This window comes from Kribbella sp. NPDC104218, assembly GCF_055584105.1.
Genome location: NZ_JBVJMQ010000001.1, coordinates 752,198 through 769,850, shown reverse-complemented (window position 1 = coordinate 769,850; position 17,653 = coordinate 752,198). Strand labels below are relative to the sequence as shown.

Below are 17,653 nucleotides of genomic sequence, written 5' to 3'. Positions count from 1 at the left end.
TGCACGTGCAGCGGGACACGAAGCCCATTCGGTACTGACACCTGCTATTACCGGCAGGTAGCCTAGGTGAATGAGCGAGCAGACGTCGATTCCCGCGGACCCGGAGCTCGACCCGACCGCGTCGTACGCGACCGACCAGTCGGTCATCCGGCGGTTGTCGGGGCTGCTGCGGGCGACCGCCGGTACCCGGACCTCCTATGCGCCCGCGACCGGCCAGCCGATCGCGGATCTGCCGGTGTCCAGCCCGGACGACGTACTCGGCGCGGTCCGGTCGGCCCGGCGTACGCAGGCGACCTGGCGCCGGGTGCCGCTCGACGAGCGCGCTGCGATCCTGCTGCGCTACCACGACCTCGTGCTGGACCACCGGCACGAGCTGGTCGATCTGGTCATCCGGGAGTCCGGCAAGGCGCGTAAGCAGGCCTTCGAGGAGGTCGCGCACGTAGCGCTCACAGCGCGGTACTACGGCCGCAAGGCGCACGAGCTGCTCGACCCGCAGCGCAAACTCGGCATGTTCCCGGTGCTGACCCGTGCCGAGCAGCGCTACGTACCCAAGGGCGTCGTCGGCATCATCTCGCCGTGGAACTACCCGCTCAGCATGGCGATGGCCGACGGCCTGCCCGCCGTCCTCGCCGGGAACGCTGTCGTGCACAAACCCGACAGCCAGACCCCGCTGACGGCGCTGCGCGCGATCGAGCTCCTGTACGACGCCGGCCTGCCGCGCGAGGCCTGGGTGCCGGTGAACGGCGACGGCCCGACCGTCGGCGGCGCGATCATCCAGAACACCGACTACATCTGTTTCACCGGCTCGACCAAGACCGGCCGTCTGGTCGCGAAGCAGGCCGGTGAGCGGCTGATCGGCTGCAGCCTCGAGCTCGGCGGCAAGAACCCGATGCTGGTCCTGCGCGACGCCGATGTGCACCGGGCCGCCGAGGGCGCCGTCCGCGCCTGTTTCGCCAGCGCCGGTCAGCTCTGCGTCTCGATGGAGCGCCTGTACGTCGCCGACCAGGTGTACGACGCCTTCGTCACCGCGTTCGTGGACCGCGTCAACAAGCTCCGCCTCTCGGCCGGCACCGGCTGGGACGTCGACATGGGCTCGCTGATCTCCAAGGCCCAGCTGGAGACCGTCAGCCGGCATGTGGACGACGCCAAGGCCAAGGGCGCCGTTGTCCTGGCCGGGGGCAAGGCGCGGCCGGACATCGGCCCGCTGTTCTACGAGCCGACGGTCCTGTCCGGCGTGACGCCCGCGATGGAGTGCTTCGACAACGAGACCTTCGGTCCGGTCGTGTCGATCTACCGGTTCTCCGACGAGTCCGAGGCGATCCAGCGCGCCAACGAGGGTGAGTACGGCCTGAACGCGAGCGTCTACACCCGGGACGCCCGCCGCGGCCGTGCGGTCGCCGCCCAGCTCGTCGCCGGGACCGTCAACGTCAACGAGGGCTACGCGGCCACCTTCGGCTCGATCGACACCCCGATGGGCGGGATGCGATCGTCCGGCCTCGGCCGCCGCCAGGGCGTCGAAGGGATCCGCCGGTACGTCGATCCGCAGGCGATCGCGACCCAGCGGCTGCTCCCGATCGCCGCCTCGCACGGCATCCCCGACGAGACCTACGCCGAGCTCATGACCGGCGCCCTCCGAGTCCTGAAGAAACTGGGACGGGCGTAGTGCCATGGCTGCCGACTACGACGTCCTCGTCATCGGGTCGGGTTTCGGCGGCTCGGTCAGCGCGCTGCGGCTGACCGAGAAGGGGTACAAGGTCGCGGTGCTGGAGGCCGGGGCCCGGTTCGAGGACGCGACGTACGCGAAGAACTCGTGGGACGCCAAGCGGTTCCTGTTCGCGCCGAAGCTCGGGATGTTCGGCATCCAGCGGATCACCGCGCTGCGGGACGTGATCATCCTGTCCGGCGCCGGGGTCGGCGGCGGCAGCCTGGTCTACGCGAACACGCTGTACGAGCCGCTGGCGGCGTTCTACACCGACCGGCAGTGGGCGCACATCACCGACTGGAAGAGCGAGCTGGCGCCGTACTACGACCAGGCCAAGCGGATGCTCGGCGTCGCGACCTACCCGCATTTCACGCCCGCCGACCAGGTGATGAAACAGGTCGCGGACGACATGGGCGTGGGCCACACCTTCCACCCGACACCGGTCGGTGTCTTCTTCGGTCAGCCCGGGGTCGAGGTCGAGGACCCGTACTTCGGCGGCGCCGGGCCCCGGCGGACGGGCTGTATCGACTGCGGCGAGTGCATGACCGGCTGCCGGCACAACGCCAAGAACACGCTGACCAAGAACTACCTCTACCTGGCCGAGAAGGCCGGCGCCGAGGTCTTCGCGATGACGACCGTCACGTCGGTCGAGCCGCGGCCCGGCGGCGGGTACGTCGTCGTCACCCGGCACACCGCGAACCGGAAGGTCGTCCGCCGGTTCACCGCCGACCAGGTCGTCTTCGCGGCCTCCGCCCTCGGGACGGCGAAACTCCTGCACCGGCTCCGCGACGAGGGCAAGCTGCCCCGGCTGTCGCCGCGTCTCGGCGTCCTGACCCGGACCAACTCCGAGTCCTTGCTCGGGGCGATGGCCGGTGACGACTCGATCGACTACAGCCGCGGCGTGGCGATCACGTCGTCCTTCCATCCGGACGACGTCACCCACATCGAGCCGGTCCGCTACGGCAAGGGTAGTAACGCGATGTCGCTGCTGCAGACCGTGCTGACGGACGGGGACGGCGCCGAGCCGCGCTGGCGGACGTGGCTGCGGGAGCTGCGCGTCCAGCGGAAGAATATCCGCCGGCTGTACGACCTCAAGCACTGGTCCGAGCGGGCCGTGATCGCGCTCGTCATGCAGACGACGGACAACTCGATCACGACGTTCGGCAAGCGGGACCGGCTCGGCCGCTGGCGGCTGACCTCCAAACAGGGCCACGGCGCCCCGAACCCGGCCTGGATCCCGGTGGCGAACCAGGTCGTCCGCCGGATGGCGAACCTGATGAAGGGGACGCCGGGCGGCACGATCGGCGAGCCGTTCAACGTGCCGATGACCGCGCACTTCATCGGCGGCTGCGCGATCGGCGACTCGCCCGAGACCGGCGTCGTCGACCCCTATCACCGCGTCTACGGGTACGACGGCCTGCACATCCTGGACGGGTCGGCGATCTCGGCGAACCTCGGCGTGAACCCGTCGCTGACCATTACCGCCCAGGCCGAGCGGGCGCTGTCGTTCTGGCCGAACAAGGGTGATCAGGACACCCGGCCGGCCGTCGGGACGGCGTACCGGCGGCTGGGCCCGGTGCCGCCGAAGAGCCCGGTGGTGCCGGCCGCGGCCCCGGGGGCATTACGGCTGCCGATCGTCCCGAAACAGGCTGTGACGAATCCGTAACGCAGCCCTGATGTTCCATCGACGTGATTTACCGCACGCCGGGTGAACCCCGAAGAAATGAAAAAACCTCAACCCGGAGAGAGTTGAGGTTAATGCCGAACAATGGCCAGAAAAGGGAGCGAGCCCCTCGGGAACGTTTCCGCCCAAATCGTTTCCCGAGGGGCTCACTCAAGCCGGGGTGAGGCGCCCGGCGCTTTGGGATCGGGTCACCAACCATGGCTGGCGACCCGAGCTCTTGGTAACTACCTTACATCCGATTTCCAGAGTTTCGAGCCTTACTGAGTGGTTGTGATCACTCCGCGTGCTGATCGTAATGATCGGCGCTCGTTGCTCTTTGTCACCGGGTGGCGGTCTTCCTTGCGGTAACCGCCTCTGCTCACATCAACGAGCCCATCTACAGGGGGTTACGAGGTTCCGGAGAAAATCCAAAAAACTTTCTCCGAGCTGTTCCCGGTGGTCGCGGAGCGTGCCTGTGGCACTCGGTCCCGGTTTGTTCCACGTGACGCACCCCGCAGCCCGGAACCGGTCCGCTGGCTTAGTGTGAGCCGACCGGACGACTGAGGCAGGAGAACCATGGGCGACATCCTGGACGTGGCACGCGAGCAGGTTCTGGAGCAGGGCACGGGCCTGACCGAGGAGCAGCTGGTCGAGGTGCTGAACACTCCGGACGACCGGCTCGAGGAGCTGCTGGCGCTGGCGCACGACGTCCGGGTGAAGTGGTGCGGCGAGGAGGTCGAGGTCGAGGGGATCATCTCGCTGAAGACCGGCGGCTGCCCAGAGGACTGCCATTTCTGCTCGCAGTCCGGTCAGTTCACCTCGCCGGTGCGTTCGGTCTGGCTGAACATCCCGGAGCTGGTCGAGGCGGCCAAGGAGACCGCGAAGACCGGCGCTACCGAGTTCTGCATCGTCGCCGCGGTCCGTGGTCCGGACGCGCGGCTGATGTCGCAGGTGAAGGCCGGGATCGAGGCGATCAACGCCGCGGTGGAGATCAACATCGCCTGTTCGCTCGGCATGCTGACCCAGGAGCAGGTCGACGAGCTCAAGGCGATGGGTGTGCACCGGTACAACCACAACCTGGAGTCGGCCCGCTCCTACTTCGGCGACGTTGTCACCACGCACTCCTTCGAGGAGCGCTGGGAGACCTGCCTGATGGTCAAGGAGTCCGGCATGGAGCTGTGCTGCGGCGGCCTGGTCGGGATGGGCGAGACGCTCGAGCAGCGCGCCGAGCTGGCCGCGCAGCTGGCGTCGCTGGAGCCGCACGAGGTCCCGCTGAACTTCCTGAACCCGCGCCCGGGGACGCCGTTCGGCGACATGGAGATCATGGGCGGCAAGGACGCGCTGCGGACGATCGCCGCGTTCCGGCTGGCCATGCCGCGGACCGTGCTCCGGTACGCCGGTGGGCGCGAGCTGACCCTGGGCGACCTCGGCACCCGTGAGGGGCTGCTCGGCGGTATCAACGCGGTCATCGTCGGCAACTACCTGACCACGCTGGGCCGTCCGGCCACTGCGGACCTGGATCTGCTCGCCGAGCTCAAGATGCCGGTCAAGGAACTCCAGAAGACGCTGTGATGACCACGCTCGTCTACTGCGGCCACTGTGGTCGCGAACAGGCCGACGGCAGCCACGACGGCTGCCGTCAGGCCCTGGCGATGGAGCCGCCGCGCTACTGCGCCGAGTGCCGGCGCCGGATGGTCGTCCAGGTTCACCCGATGGGGTGGAGCGCCCGCTGCTCCGTGCACGGCACGATGACCAGCTCGTAGTCGCTCGCCTACAGGGTGAACATGTTGTTCACATCTCAGTCACCCGCGGCACTGCAGCGGCAGACCAGCGATTACCGTGGTTGCCCGTGGAGGAGTCGCGGTGACACTGTCGGTCGGTGGTTGGCTGGAGCGGGATGCCCAGCTCCTCTGGCATCCGTACTCGTCGCTGGCTGAGCCCTCTCCGGTGCGGCTGGTCCGTGGGGCCTCCGGAGTCCGGCTGACACTGGACGACGGAGCGGGTGGTGCTGTCGAGGCGATCGACGCCATGGCGTCGTGGTGGTGCATGATCCACGGCTACCGGCACCCGGTGCTCGACGCCGCGGTGAAGGAGCAGGTGGACGACTTCAGCCACGTCATGTTCGGCGGGCTGACGCATGAGCCGGCGATCCGGCTGGCCGAGCGACTGGTCGAGATCACGCCCGCACCGCTGGAGCATGTGTTCTTCTGCGACTCCGGGTCGGTGTCGGTCGAGGTGGCGATCAAGATCGCGCTCCAGTACCAGGTGGCCCGGGGGCGCCTCGGACGGACCAAGATGCTGACAGTCCGCGGCGGCTACCACGGCGACACGTTCGCGCCGATGAGTGTCTGTGACCCGGTGAACGGGATGCATTCGCTGTTCACCGGCGCGCTGCAAGAGCAGGTGTTCGGTCCGCAGCCGCCTGCGGGTTTCGACCGTCCGGACGACGATCCGGAGTTTCTGGCCTGGGCTGCGGCGATGGCCGCGGTTGCTGAGCAGCAGGCCGGCCAGATCGCGGCCATCGTGGTCGAGCCGATTCTGCAAGGTGCCGGCGGCATGTATCCGTACAGCCCGGCCTGTCTGCGCGTGCTGCGCGAGCTGGCGGATCAGCACGGCTTCCTGCTGATCCTGGACGAGATCGCCACCGGCTTCGGCCGCACTGGGACCCTCTGGGCCTCTGAGCACGCCGGAGTCGACCCGGACATCCTCTGCATCGGCAAGGCGCTCACCGGCGGCTATCTGAGCCTCGCAGCGATGCTCTGTACGGCGGAGGTCGCACAGACGGTCTCCAACGGTCCGGGCGGTGCGCTGATGCACGGTCCGACCTTCATGGCGAACCCGCTGGCCTGCTCAGTCGCGCTGGCGTCTATCGACCTGCTGCTCGCTCAGGACTGGGCTGGCCGGGTTGCGGAGCTGTCCGCGGGGCTGTCGGCTGGGCTGGCGCCTGTTGCCGAGCTGCCGGGTGTGAAGGACGTTCGGGTGCTCGGCGCGGTCGGCGTCGTCCAGCTGGGCGGCCCGGTGGACATGGTGCGGATGACGGACGCCGTACTGCGTCGGGGCGTCTGGGTCCGCCCGTTCCGCGATCTCGTCTACACGATGCCGCCGTACGTCTGCACGGACGAGGACATCGCCACCATCACGACCGCGATCGCCGAAGCGGTGCGGGAGGTCGGGTGCTGACGGACTGGCTGGCGCCGAAGGCTGCGGCCCTGGAGTCCCGTGGGCTGACGCGACGGCTGCGAGCGCGCAGCGCCGACGCGGAAGCCATTGACCTTGCCGGCAACGACTATCTGGGCCTCTCGCGGGACTCCCGGCTGGTCGAGGCCGCTGCCGAAGCGGTCTGCCGCTGGGGGACCGGTGCGACCGCGTCTCGCCTGGTCACCGGGACGACGACGCTCCACGAGGAGCTGGAGTCGACGTTGGCCGGGTACACGGGCCACGAGGCGGGGCTGGCGTTCTCCTCGGGTTACCTGGCCAATCTGGGCGTCGTGACGGCGCTGGGCGGCCCGGGGACGCTGCTGGTTTCCGACGAGCACGTCCACGCCTCGTTGATCGACGCGGGCCGGCTGGCGCGCTCGCGGGTGGAGATCGTCCCGCACAACGACGTCGACGCGGTTGCCAAAGTGCTTGCCGAGCGCAACGAGCCACATGCGGTCGTCGTGACCGAGTCCGTCTTCAGCGTTCTGAGCGACGAGGCGCCACTAGTCGAGCTGGCCGAGACTGCGCGGGCCAACGACGCAGTACTACTGGTCGACGAGGCTCACGGCGTCGGAGTCACTGGCGGCGGCCGCGGTTCGGTCCACGCGGCCGGCCTCGCCGGGCTGGAGCACGTGATCGTCACCATGACGCTGTCGAAGGCGTTGGCCGCGCAGGGCGGCGTCGTACTCGGCCCGGAGGTTCTGCGGGCGCATCTGATCAACCGTTCGCGTCCGTTCATCTACGACACCGCACTCAACCCGGCGGCCTGCGCTGCGGCGCTGGCCGCGCTGGGTGTGCTCGTTGCTGAGCCGGAACGGCCCGCAGCGATCCATTCCGCGGCAGCTCGGCTAGCTGCGGCGTGTGACGTGCCTGCTGCGGCCGGTGCGGTCGTTTCGGTCCCGATGCCCGGTCCGCGAGAGACTGTCCTGGCGGCTGAGCTGTGCCGGGACAATGGCGTACTGGTCGGCAGCTTCCGACCGCCTTCGGTGCCGGACGGCGTCAGCCGGCTGCGACTGACCGCCAACGCCGGTCTGTCGGAGGCCGACCTGACCCGCGCCTGCACCGTCATCTCCCAAGTCATCAGCGAGGTCTCATGATCACCATCGTCACCGGTACCGACACCGGCGTCGGCAAGACCGTTGCCACTGCTGCCCTCGCTGTGCGCGCTGCCGCCAAGGGCACGGTCGCCGTCGTGAAGCCGGCGCAGACAGGTGTCGGGCCGAACGATCCGGGTGACCTCGACGACGTCAACCGGCTGACCGGCATCACCGCGCTGTTCGAGGGCGTTCGCCTGCGGGATCCGCTCGCGCCGACGACCGCTGCGCGTCGTGAGGGCGTCCCGCTGCCCTCGGCCGAGATCCACGCGAAGTCCGTCGACGGTCTGGCTGCGGCCCACGACAGCGTGATCGTCGAAGGCGCAGGTGGTCTGCTGGTCGGGCTGGATGCCGATGGGGCCACGCTGGCCCACCTGGCCAAGCACCTGACCCAGCCGTACAAGTTCGTGATCGTGGCCCGCGCAGGGCTGGGCACGCTCAGCCACACCGGTCTGACGGTCGAGGCGCTGCGAGCGCGTGGCCTGCCGGTAGAGGGGCTCATCATCGGCTCCTGGCCCGCCGAGCCGGACCTGGCCGATCGCTGCAACCTCGAGGACCTGCCGGCAACCACTGGACTCCCTGTGCTGGCGCGCATCCCGGCCGGTGCTGGGGACTACGACCAGGAGACCTTCACGAAGGCAGTGCCCGGCTGGTTCGCGTGACCGGCTGTCCGGCCCGGTACGACGAGGAGCTCGGGTACTGGGTCGTCGACGACCCGGCGCAGGCACGTGGCGTGCTACTCGACCCGGAGACGTTCCGGCCGGACAACGCCGTACTGGCCCACACGCCGCTGTCGGTGAAGGCGCTGCGGGTGCTGTCGGCAGTGGGGTTCGCGCTGCCGCCGACACTGGCGAACAACGCGGGAGAGTCACACCGGCCGATCCGGGCCGCGGTTGCGCGATTCTTCAGCCCAGCACGCGTTGCAGCCATTGAACCGCTCACCCGTGACCTGACTGCTGAGCGGGTGGACGCAGCGCGTGCTCGACTCGCTGCGGGCGAGCAGGTCGACCTGGTCCAGGCTGTGGCGGGAGAGCCGCCCGCACTGGTTCTGCTGCAGCTGCTGGGTCTGACCGGGGTCGACGTACCGGCTCTCAAGGCCTGGAGCCTCGACTCACTCGAACTGTTCTGGGGCTGGCCGGACGCCGATCGGCAACTGGAGCTGGCGCATAGTGCGGCCGAGTTCTATGCCTGGTTGCGCGCGCGGACGTCGTCCGCCCGGCTGCACGGTGGTGACGACCTGTTCAGCGTGCTGGTCGGGCTGGGCCTGACCGACGAAGAGGTGTGCGCGGTCGGCTACTTCCTGCTGATCGCCGGGCAAGAGACAACCACCCAGCTCATCTCGACTGCCTTCCAACACTCAGTGGGGCAGCAGACGGTGGATGTGGAAGAGGTGCTGCGCGCAGCCTCCTCTGTGCCGACTTGGCGTCGGGTCACGGCCGAAGCGACGCAGATCGGTGAGGTGGCGTTGCCAGCCGGCGCGCCGGTGTTGCTGGGCCTGAGTGGCCGCGGGGGACCAGCGGACCTGGCCTTCGGCGTCGGCATTCACCGCTGTCTGGGCGCCGGTCTGGCCCGACTAGAGACTCGTGTGGCGTTGGAGTACGCCGCAGAGCTGCTCAGCGATGTCCGCCTGGTCGAGGAGCCGCCGATGATCGACCTGCTGTCGTTCCGCGCGCCGCGGCGACTCCTCGTCACGCACTAGCCGGTGTATTCGCGGCCCCGCCGGACGGGCGGTGCCAGCTGCGGCTGCACGCTGGGCGGCTCCTCGATCGGTCCGGTCGTCAGGCGCCGGATGCGGTCGGCAACGACCTGAGCCGCGCGATCGACGTGAACCCAGGTCTGTGCGGGATGCCGGATCACCGGGACGGCGTGCATCGCGGCGGTGTGCAGGATTGCCTCCGAGACACCGGGCAGCGCGAGCAGCGCTGTCGACAACACACCAGGGGTCATCTCTGCTTGCTTACGGCCGTTCTGATGAACCACCGCGACCGGGAGGTCGAACGCGAGGCTGGGCGCGTTACCCGACAGTGCGACCTGCAGCACGGACATGACAGCGTCACGCGCCTTCTGTGCGACCAGGTCCGTCGCCCACGCCTTGCCGGGCAGCTTGATCATGAACGTCGCCCTGGCGATCGCTCGCTCGATCAGCGTCTCGGTGACCAGCTCGAACGCAGGTCTCGTGTGCACCTGTGTGATCTGCTGCCACGGGACGACCGCCTTCTGGTCGATGGCGAGCCCGTACGGCGACAGGTGGATCCGGCCGAGTCCGTTGACCAGCACCGCGGGCGCGGACAGGGAGCCGGGCAGGAACGGCGTGATCAGGCTGGACGCCGACATCTCCCACGGTGCTTGGGCCGGCGCAGTCGGACGCGGATGCCGGGCCAGCAGGTCCTGGACTCGGGACGGTGTCTGCACGTCATTGCTCCTGTTCGTCGGCGGTCAGCAACACCAAGAGGTCGACCGACCAGGTGAGGTGGTACTCGCGCGGCAGACCCATCAGCAAGTGGGTCTCGCCTCGGGCCGCCCGCAGCACGGCCTCGGCGTACAGCGGTGGGATGGTGGTCGCTGCTGGCTCCACCTCGGCCCGGGCGTAGTCCGCGATGGCACGCAGGTCGTCGGCCGGCCACCGGCGTCCGACAGCTGCTGCCAGCGCGGTGCTGATCGCGGTCGCGTCCGGCCAGTCCGCTGCGCTCTGCTCGGTGCAGTAGCTGAGCACTTCGCGAGTCGCCAGCACTTCGGCGAGCGGTGTCATCGCTTGTCACCTCGCAGGCGTTGGACCAGGGCCGAGATGACGACACCGGCGATGATGGAGGCCACGACGAGCTTGTCGCCGTGCAGGTCGGGCGGCTGCGGGTTCGTCACGACCGCATCGGAGGTCGCGTTCGGTGCGACGTACCCGGTCTCCTGGTAGGTGCCTTGCTCATCGCAGACCCAGGTGACCGTCGGCGGCTTGTCACGGTGCTTCTGGATCAGGACGTAGGACGAGTGCTCGGTCTTCGTGACATCGTCGAGGTCCGACAAGGATGAGAACCGGTTCGGTGCGACCGAGATGCCGTAGTCGTGGAGTGCCTTTCGGGCGGTGCGGATATGCCCCTGAGCCTCAGTGGTGTGCAGCGGGGAGAGCTCTCGGTGGGCTTTGCGTAGCAGGTGGTCGCGGTCGGAGCCGAGCGTGCGGAGCAGCAGGCCGGCGGCTGCCGCCAGGTCGGTCTCGACCTGGCTGATGTCGATCAGCGCCGACCAGGTGAGCTCGGAAACCCGTTCCAGGTCACCCAGGACGTCGTCCATCCCGTCCTCGTGCATCAGCGGGCTCCGGGGCAGACGACGCAGCCGTGGCTGGTGTGTGGAGTGGTGCCGCCGCAGGGCGCGCAGTAGTCGGGGTAGGTGCGATCGCCCGCGCTGCCACCGGCCGCGCGGCTGCCGCACTGGACGCACTGCGGAGAAGAGAGCCCACGCGAGACGTGTGCGGTCGTACCTGTGCAGCTGGCGCAGTACCGCCCGAACTGTCCCTTCGGGTACTTATCCGGCTCTGCCTGCTGCATGGGCGCTTGCGTCGGCGCTGCGGTGAAAGTGGGGACGCCGATGCGGGACTCCGCTGCGCGGTAGCCGGCGGCCGCAGTCCGGCCCGCGAGCGACAGCATCCGCTCCGTCCGGCTCAGGCGGTGCTGCCACGGTCGGTACCAGGCAGCGACGACCCAGAACGCGGCGAGTGCTGCGATCACGATCGGATGCGCCCAGTCCGGGTCGTACCCCCGGCCGGCGTCGCGGATGCTGATCAGCAAGGTGAGCACTGCGATGAAAGCAGCCAGCAGACTCGTCCACCGACGTCGCCGAAGCAGGCCGATCACTGAGGCGATGATGACGAGCACAGCGACATCAGCACCGGCCGTCATTGACCCGAACAGCGTCAGCGTCAGCAGGAACTCCAGCGGACGGCGCTCCGCCGCCAACTCCTCAGCTGGAGTGACCTGCTCCTTCCGCGCCAGCCGACGGCGTCCGGACAGCTGGAGTCCGCGTGCGAAGCCGGCAGCCAGCAGAACGAACAGCACACCCAGGAACCATTGCGGCTGGACCGGCAGGGGAGATGGGTCCGACGGCGGCGAGCCGCTCAGCAGGATCAGTGACAGCGAGGCCAGGCCGAGCGCCCAGATCCACCCCGGTACTCGGCCTGGTCCGGCGAGCAGCAACAACCCACCGACCACCAGAGCCGGGAAGAACGCCGGTACGACGGTCAGCCCGGTCACAGTCATCCCCAGCAGCAGCGCGGTCAGCAGTGCGGCGCCGAGCCAGATGGTCAGCGTCCAGCGCGCCGAGTGCAGGCGGCTGGGCGCCGTCGGCTCGGGCTGGTCGCCTCGGACGTGGCGCTCGATCCGGTCAAGCTGCGCGGTGATGTCGAGGTCCGGTGGTGCGGTCAGGTCCGGGCTCACGACGATCGGCAACATCGCGTACTGCTGGTCGTCGAGCCCGGGGCCGAAGGTCTGCACGGCCTGCTGCCAGAGCGCGTCGACCCGGTCGTCGACCTGGACGACGTGGTCGGCGCGGCCGAGCTCGGCCAGGGCGGCGCGGTAGTGGTCCATCGTCATCGGTTCACTCCGAACAGGATCATCGGCTGCGGGCGGTCGTGCACGGCTCGGTCGAACCACAACGCTCGCTGCGGCCGCGGGCTCCAGCTGACCAGCTCGCCGCCGGTGAGCGCGGTCAAGTCGTTGCCTTGCGCATCGAGCGCGACCCAGATCCCGATCTGCTCGTCGAGCCGGGCGTCGTAGTCGCTCAGGTCGTCCTTCAGCCGGTTCACGCTGCGCCACCAGCCGAGCAGCCGGATCCCGGTCTCGGCGGAGTCGAGCAGGATCCGCCGCAGCTGCTCGTGGCCGGTCCGGTTCGCGCCGGATCGCCGCAGGACGGCGCCGGCAGCGTCCACACCGACGAACACGACGAAGTGCGGTGCTGCCCCGGCCTCCGTCGCCAACGTGTCGCTACGGGCCGCCAGGGCCTCGACGAAGTCGGCGATCCGCTCGCGTGCGACGACCTCGACGTGGTGTCCGACGAGCAGCCCGGCAAGCCGGGTGGCGAGCTCGGGCTCCGCGTCCGCGCCTCCGATCAGGATGCTGAAGCGCGCGGCGTCCGGGGGCACCTGGCGGGCCAGTGAGCGAACGGCCGCGCCGAGGACGGCGTACACCTCGGTCGCGTCGGTGCCGATCACCGCGAGGTTTCGGGCCGGACCGGACGCGAGCCGGGCGCTTGCGGCCGCGTCCGTCACGTCGAACGACCGACCGAGCAGGACCGTCCACTCGCGCTGGTCCCGGGGTGCCAGCGCCCGGAAGCCGGCTGCGGTGTCGAGCTCCGGGACGGCTGACCCGTCGAAGATGACCGGCTGCGCCTGCGGAGCCCGGCGTGCCAGTTCGTCCTGGACGGTCTGCAGCGTTGCCTCGTCGAAGTGCGGGAGCTGGACGACCCGGTCGTGTCCGCGCAGGCCGGTCTCGTCGTTCAGCACTGCGTGGAACGGCTGCAGCCGTTCAGCCGCGTTGTTGTCGTCCGCAAGGACACGCCGGGCACCGGGCAGTGCTACGCGCAACGTGAGCTGCGCGACCAGAGCGGGCCGGCCGGACAGCGCATCGATTCCGGAGACCACTTGGCTGGACAGGACCAGGTGAATGCCGAACGACCGGCCGCGCCGGGCCAGGTCCTCCAGAAGGTCGACCGCCTCCGCGGTGATCCGGTCCGAGCCGGCCAGCAGGATCTGGAACTCGTCGATCACTGCCACGATCCGTGGCCACCGACCGTTCGGGTCCGCTGCCCGCAGTCCGCGAAGGTCGACGACCCCGTGTGCCTTCACTGCGGCCGCCCGCACGCCCAGCTGGCGGTGCAGGTCGCGTAGTGCGGCCAGACCGAACTCGCGGTCCGAGTTGATGTGCACACCGATGAGGCGGGCATGCGGCAGTGCGCCAGGGGTTCGGGCGAAGGAGGCGAACGACACGCTCTCCTTGAAGTCCAGCAGGTACAGCTCGACCTCATCGGGGGAGTAGTTCGTCGTCAGACCGAGGATCAGCCCGTAGAGGAAGTTCGTTTTACCCGAACCGGTCCGTCCGCCGATCAGAGCGTGCGCTGGGCTGTCGCCGAGGCGCATGGTCTGCGGCCGACCACCGGCGTTCCCTACCGCGGCTTCGAGACCGGCGTCCGAGCGTCCCTGCCACAGCTGGCTCGGCTGTAGTTGCAGCGCGGACAGACCGCCGCCAGTGATCCGCAGGTCGAGCGCAGTCATCGCGGGCGTGCCCGGAAGTGGCAGACCGTCCGGCCGGACCTCTAATAGCGGCCCGGCCACGGCACTGCGCACCCGCTGGGGTGCGACCTCGACGTACTCGACCGGTATGTGCGCTGGGAGCCGGCTGTCGATGACGATCGCGTGGATCCCGCGGGCGGGTCCGGCGTGCAGCAGCCAGAGGAACTCCTCGCGCTGGTGCACAGCGAGCTGGTCGAGTTCGGAGATGACCAGCAGGCGGTACTTCTCCGGCGGACCGGTCGTCTCTTCGACGTTCCGGCGCAGCCGAGTGAGGAGGTTGTCGACCTGGGCAGGGTCCGCCGGGTTGATGTCGAAACACAGCTCGTGGTCGTAGGCGTCGTCCCGGTTCAGGAACTGCGGCAGCCAGCGGTCGCCGATCACCACGAGCTTCCCCGGACTGGTGGTGGCGAGCGCCCGCAGCACCAAGTTGTCGACGATCTGCGCGGTCTCCTCGGGACATACCTGTCCCAGCGGCGCACCGATCATCGGAGCCGGGCCGATCAGGACGTGACCCGCACCGAGGAGCGGTACCAGGACTGGAAGGTCGACGATGCCGTCCGGGCCCAGTCCGATGCGCGTCGTACCGATCCGCAGTGGCGGCGGCGGTCCGGCGGGTGTCTGCACGAACTCGGTCGTCTGCGACCACGGTGCGACGGCCGCACTGGGGAGTGCGCGCAGCACGTCGTCCAGCGACCCGGTGAGGTACCGGGTGCGGTCCACTGCGACCGGCAGGCGACCGGTGTCCCGCTGCTGCCGGACGCTGCCGCGGGCCCAGGCGAGCCCGCGGTGAATCTGCTCGAGAGCATCCTGGCTCTCCCAACCGACGGCGGACATGGGTCAGATCGACCGCGAGTACGTCGACGCGGACTCCTGCGACCGCCCGATTGCTTTCCGGGCGTCCTCGATACTCGCCTTGGCCGCCCGGAGCGCGGTCTGCGCCTGGCCGATCAGCTCGTGGCCAGTCCCCTCCGCGGCCCGATTCAGCATCGTCAGCGCCTCGTCGAGCTTGGCGCTCGAACTGCTCAGCGCGGCCGCGCCGGCCGACGATTCGGTGTTCGCCTTGGCGATTGCGGCCTTGACCTCCTGGACCGACATACTCTCGATCTCCTCTCTCCGGAACCTGAGTGGTTGGTTACGCACGGTGAGAGAATCAGGGCGGCGATTCGGCCGCAACCGTTCGGCCGAACAGCCGCCGAACGATCCGCCGAAACCCGTCCTGACCAGCGGAAACAGCAGATGGAGAGAGTGCGATGGACGACCACGGCCGGGGCCCGGGTGAGCCGCCGAACAGTGACTTCCGGTCCACAGCCGAGCTGGTCCGGGAGTTCCGGAGCCGGCTGCACGAGCTGCGGATCGACGTCGGGAACCCGAAGGCCGCCGTCCTGATCGGCAAACTCGCGCCGACCGGTTTGAAGCTGAGCCCGGCGACGCTGTCGGAGTTCGCCAACCACAAGCGGCCGGAGGTGCTGCCGAAGGCCGACTTCGTCGCGGCCTATGTGACTGCTTGTCTGCGCTTCCGGGGCGACAGCCCGGAGGAGGTGCGCCGCCAGGTCTACAGCTGGCTCACCTGGCGCAACGGCATCGCAGTGACGGGCGGTCTGCCGGTTTCGTCAATGGACGAGCCGGACAGCTCCGAGGAGCCGGTTGCGGAGCCCATGGACGTTGCCGAGGAGCCGGTACGGCCCGCTCGCCGGTCTCGTCGGTTCTGGGTGCTCCTCCCGGTGGCGGTGCTGGTCGGTGCGCTCATCGTCGTCGCCACGCAGCGCTTCAGGGTGGTGGCCGTGGCCGACGATCCACTCGAAGTGAAGGTCTTGATCGGGCAGCCGGACCTGTCGAAGCCGGACGGCGACGGGTGCGCGGAGCGCTTCGCGACCGCCTACAACTCACTGGCCGCCCCGATGGGCACAGCCAAACTGGAGGACTGCGTCCGGGAGCTGCGCCTCTCCTGGACCGACCACCTGGCCGACGGCTACTGCGCGTACGTCCTGATCCAGTGGCCTGACGGCAGCGTCGACCGCACCGAGAACGCCTGCCCGGCCGGTGAGCTGGCGCAGGCGACGATCCCGCGCCGCGGGCCGAAGTACACGGCGACGCTGGTAGAGCACAACGTGGAGCAGAAAGCGCCGAACTGAGCTGATTACAGCCCCGCTGACCTGCACCGATACCCTTTGGGCGTGACTGAGCATGAGTTGGTCCTGGTCGTTGACTTCGGCGCGCAGTACGCGCAGCTGATCGCGCGGCGGGTGCGCGAGGCGAAGGTGTACTCCGAGATCGTGCCGCACTCGATGCCGGTCGAGGAGATGCTGGCCAGGCAGCCGAAGGCGATCATCCTGTCCGGCGGCCCGCAGTCGGTGTACGCCGAGGGCGCACCGCGGATCGACTCCGCGCTGTTCGACGCCGGCGTCTCGACGTTCGGCATCTGCTACGGCTTCCAGGCGATGGCGCAGACGCTCGGCGGCGAGGTCCGCAAGACCGGTCTGCGTGAGTTCGGCCGGACTCCGGTCACCGTGAGCGAGCCGGGCACACTGCTGTCCGGCGTCCCCGCGGATCTGAACGTCTGGATGTCGCACGGTGACGCTGTGCATGCGGCGCCCGCCGGCTTCGCCGTGCTGGCCACGACCGAGGGCGCGCCGGTGGCGGCGTTCGAGGACGTCGAGCGCCGGTTGGCCGGCGTGCAGTGGCACCCGGAGGTGCTGCACTCGCAGGCCGGTCAGGCCGTGCTGGAGCACTTCCTCTACGACATCGCCGGCTGCAAGGGCGACTGGACCACGACGAACGTCGTCGACGAGCAGGTCGAGCTCATCCGGCAGCAGGTCGGCGACAAGCAGGTGCTGTGCGCGCTGTCCGGTGGTGTGGACTCCGCAGTCGCCGCCGCGCTGGTCAGCCGGGCCATCGGCGACCAGCTGACCTGTGTGTACGTCGACCACGGTCTGCAGCGGGCCGGTGAGTCCGACCAGATCGAGAAGGACTTCGTCGCCGTCACCGGGACGCGGCTGGAGGTCGTGGACGCGGAGGACCAGTTCCTCGGCGCCCTGGCCGGCGTCACGGACCCGGAGCAGAAGCGGAAGATCGTCGGCCGTGAGTTCATCCGCACCTTCGAGGCCACCGCGCGCAAGCTGGACGCCGAGCGGCACATCGAGTTCCTCGTCCAGGGCACCCTCTACCCGGACGTCGTCGAGTCCGGCGGCGGCGCGGGCGCGTCGAACATCAAGTCGCACCACAACGTCGGCGGTCTGCCGGACGACCTGCAGTTCTCGCTGATCGAGCCGCTGCGCACGCTGTTCAAGGACGAGGTGCGGGAGCTGGGCATCGCGCTCGGCCTGCCCGAGTCACTCGTCTACCGGCACCCGTTCCCCGGCCCGGGGCTGAGCATCCGCATCATCGGCGAGGTGACCCGGGAGCGGCTCGACATCCTGCGGCAGGCCGACCTGATCGCTCGCACCGAGCTGACCGCCGCCGGTCTGGACCGGGAGATCTGGCAGTTCCCGGTCGTTCTGCTGGCCGATGTCCGTTCGGTCGGCGTCCAGGGCGACGGCCGCACCTACGGCCACCCGGTCGTCCTGCGCCCGGTGACCAGCGAGGACGCCATGACGGCGGACTGGGCGCGCCTGCCGTACGACGTCCTGGAGCGCATCTCCACTCGGATCACCAACGAGGTCGACGAGATCAACCGCGTCACCGTCGACATCACCAGCAAGCCCCCGGGCACCATCGAGTGGGAGTGA

The 17,653-nt window shown here is 69.2% G+C and carries 16 protein-coding genes; 10 read left to right on the top strand and 6 right to left on the bottom strand.

Features of this window, described 5'->3' with window-relative positions:
- The first annotated feature begins 70 nt into the window (after positions 1-70).
- From ACZ6ZD_RS03550 to ACZ6ZD_RS03515, 8 genes are all read left to right on the top strand, one after another.
- Positions 71-1,663 (top strand): succinic semialdehyde dehydrogenase, encoded by a 1,593-nt coding sequence (locus tag ACZ6ZD_RS03550; protein ID WP_465667971.1) that lies wholly within the window; start codon positions 71-73, stop codon positions 1,661-1,663.
- A 4-nt stretch (positions 1,664-1,667) separates the two neighbouring features.
- Entirely contained in the window at positions 1,668-3,368 is a 1,701-nt protein-coding gene (locus tag ACZ6ZD_RS03545) for a GMC oxidoreductase (protein ID WP_465667969.1), read from the top strand.
- A gap of 573 nt (positions 3,369-3,941) precedes the next feature.
- Complete coding sequence (bioB, locus tag ACZ6ZD_RS03540) at positions 3,942-4,937, top strand: biotin synthase BioB (RefSeq protein ID WP_465667967.1); 996 nt, start codon at positions 3,942-3,944, stop codon at positions 4,935-4,937.
- On the top strand, positions 4,937-5,128 hold the full coding sequence (bsaP, locus tag ACZ6ZD_RS03535) for a biotin synthase auxiliary protein BsaP (RefSeq protein WP_465667965.1): 192 nt from the start codon (positions 4,937-4,939) through the stop codon (positions 5,126-5,128). The genes bioB and bsaP overlap by 1 nt, the downstream gene beginning before the upstream one ends.
- A gap of 124 nt (positions 5,129-5,252) precedes the next feature.
- Positions 5,253-6,545 (top strand): adenosylmethionine--8-amino-7-oxononanoate transaminase, encoded by a 1,293-nt coding sequence (locus ACZ6ZD_RS03530; RefSeq protein WP_465672606.1) that lies wholly within the window; start codon positions 5,253-5,255, stop codon positions 6,543-6,545.
- The gene (locus tag ACZ6ZD_RS03525) at positions 6,539-7,660 is read left to right on the top strand and encodes an 8-amino-7-oxononanoate synthase (protein ID WP_465667963.1); all 1,122 of its coding nucleotides are present in this window, start codon (positions 6,539-6,541) and stop codon (positions 7,658-7,660) included. Before ACZ6ZD_RS03530 ends, ACZ6ZD_RS03525 begins: the two co-directional genes overlap by 7 nt.
- Complete coding sequence (gene bioD, locus ACZ6ZD_RS03520; RefSeq protein ID WP_465667961.1) at positions 7,657-8,319, top strand: dethiobiotin synthase; 663 nt, start codon at positions 7,657-7,659, stop codon at positions 8,317-8,319. Before ACZ6ZD_RS03525 ends, bioD begins: the two co-directional genes overlap by 4 nt.
- Positions 8,316-9,356, top strand: coding sequence for a cytochrome P450 family protein (locus ACZ6ZD_RS03515; protein WP_465667959.1), 1,041 nt, complete (start codon positions 8,316-8,318; stop codon positions 9,354-9,356). The genes bioD and ACZ6ZD_RS03515 overlap by 4 nt, the downstream gene beginning before the upstream one ends.
- On the opposite strand, the gene ACZ6ZD_RS03510 is transcribed toward ACZ6ZD_RS03515, so the two are convergent.
- Genes ACZ6ZD_RS03510 through ACZ6ZD_RS03485 form a run of 6 tightly spaced genes read right to left on the bottom strand, consistent with a single transcriptional unit; the run spans position 9,353 to position 15,023 of the window.
- Positions 9,353-10,069 (bottom strand): hypothetical protein, encoded by a 717-nt coding sequence (locus ACZ6ZD_RS03510; RefSeq protein WP_465667957.1) that lies wholly within the window; start codon positions 10,067-10,069, stop codon positions 9,353-9,355. The genes ACZ6ZD_RS03515 and ACZ6ZD_RS03510 overlap by 4 nt on opposite strands.
- A 1-nt stretch (position 10,070) precedes the next feature.
- The gene (locus tag ACZ6ZD_RS03505; RefSeq protein WP_465667955.1) at positions 10,071-10,406 is read right to left on the bottom strand and encodes a hypothetical protein; all 336 of its coding nucleotides are present in this window, start codon (positions 10,404-10,406) and stop codon (positions 10,071-10,073) included.
- On the bottom strand, positions 10,403-10,954 hold the full coding sequence (locus ACZ6ZD_RS03500) for a hypothetical protein (protein WP_465667953.1): 552 nt from the start codon (positions 10,952-10,954) through the stop codon (positions 10,403-10,405). The genes ACZ6ZD_RS03505 and ACZ6ZD_RS03500 overlap by 4 nt, the downstream gene beginning before the upstream one ends.
- A complete protein-coding gene (locus ACZ6ZD_RS03495) occupies positions 10,954-12,234 on the bottom strand; it encodes a hypothetical protein (RefSeq protein WP_465667951.1) in 1,281 nt (426 codons plus the stop codon). Before ACZ6ZD_RS03495 ends, ACZ6ZD_RS03500 begins: the two co-directional genes overlap by 1 nt.
- On the bottom strand, positions 12,231-14,762 hold the full coding sequence (locus ACZ6ZD_RS03490) for an FtsK/SpoIIIE domain-containing protein (protein WP_465667949.1): 2,532 nt from the start codon (positions 14,760-14,762) through the stop codon (positions 12,231-12,233). Before ACZ6ZD_RS03490 ends, ACZ6ZD_RS03495 begins: the two co-directional genes overlap by 4 nt.
- A gap of 3 nt (positions 14,763-14,765) precedes the next feature.
- Positions 14,766-15,023 (bottom strand): hypothetical protein, encoded by a 258-nt coding sequence (locus tag ACZ6ZD_RS03485; protein WP_465667947.1) that lies wholly within the window; start codon positions 15,021-15,023, stop codon positions 14,766-14,768.
- Between the two features lie 155 nt (positions 15,024-15,178).
- On the opposite strand from ACZ6ZD_RS03485, the gene ACZ6ZD_RS03480 reads away from it, so the two are divergent.
- Positions 15,179-16,060 (top strand): hypothetical protein, encoded by an 882-nt coding sequence (locus tag ACZ6ZD_RS03480; protein WP_465667945.1) that lies wholly within the window; start codon positions 15,179-15,181, stop codon positions 16,058-16,060.
- A 42-nt stretch (positions 16,061-16,102) separates the two neighbouring features.
- Positions 16,103-17,653, top strand: a complete 1,551-nt coding sequence (guaA, locus tag ACZ6ZD_RS03475) for a glutamine-hydrolyzing GMP synthase (protein ID WP_465667943.1) — start codon at positions 16,103-16,105, stop codon at positions 17,651-17,653.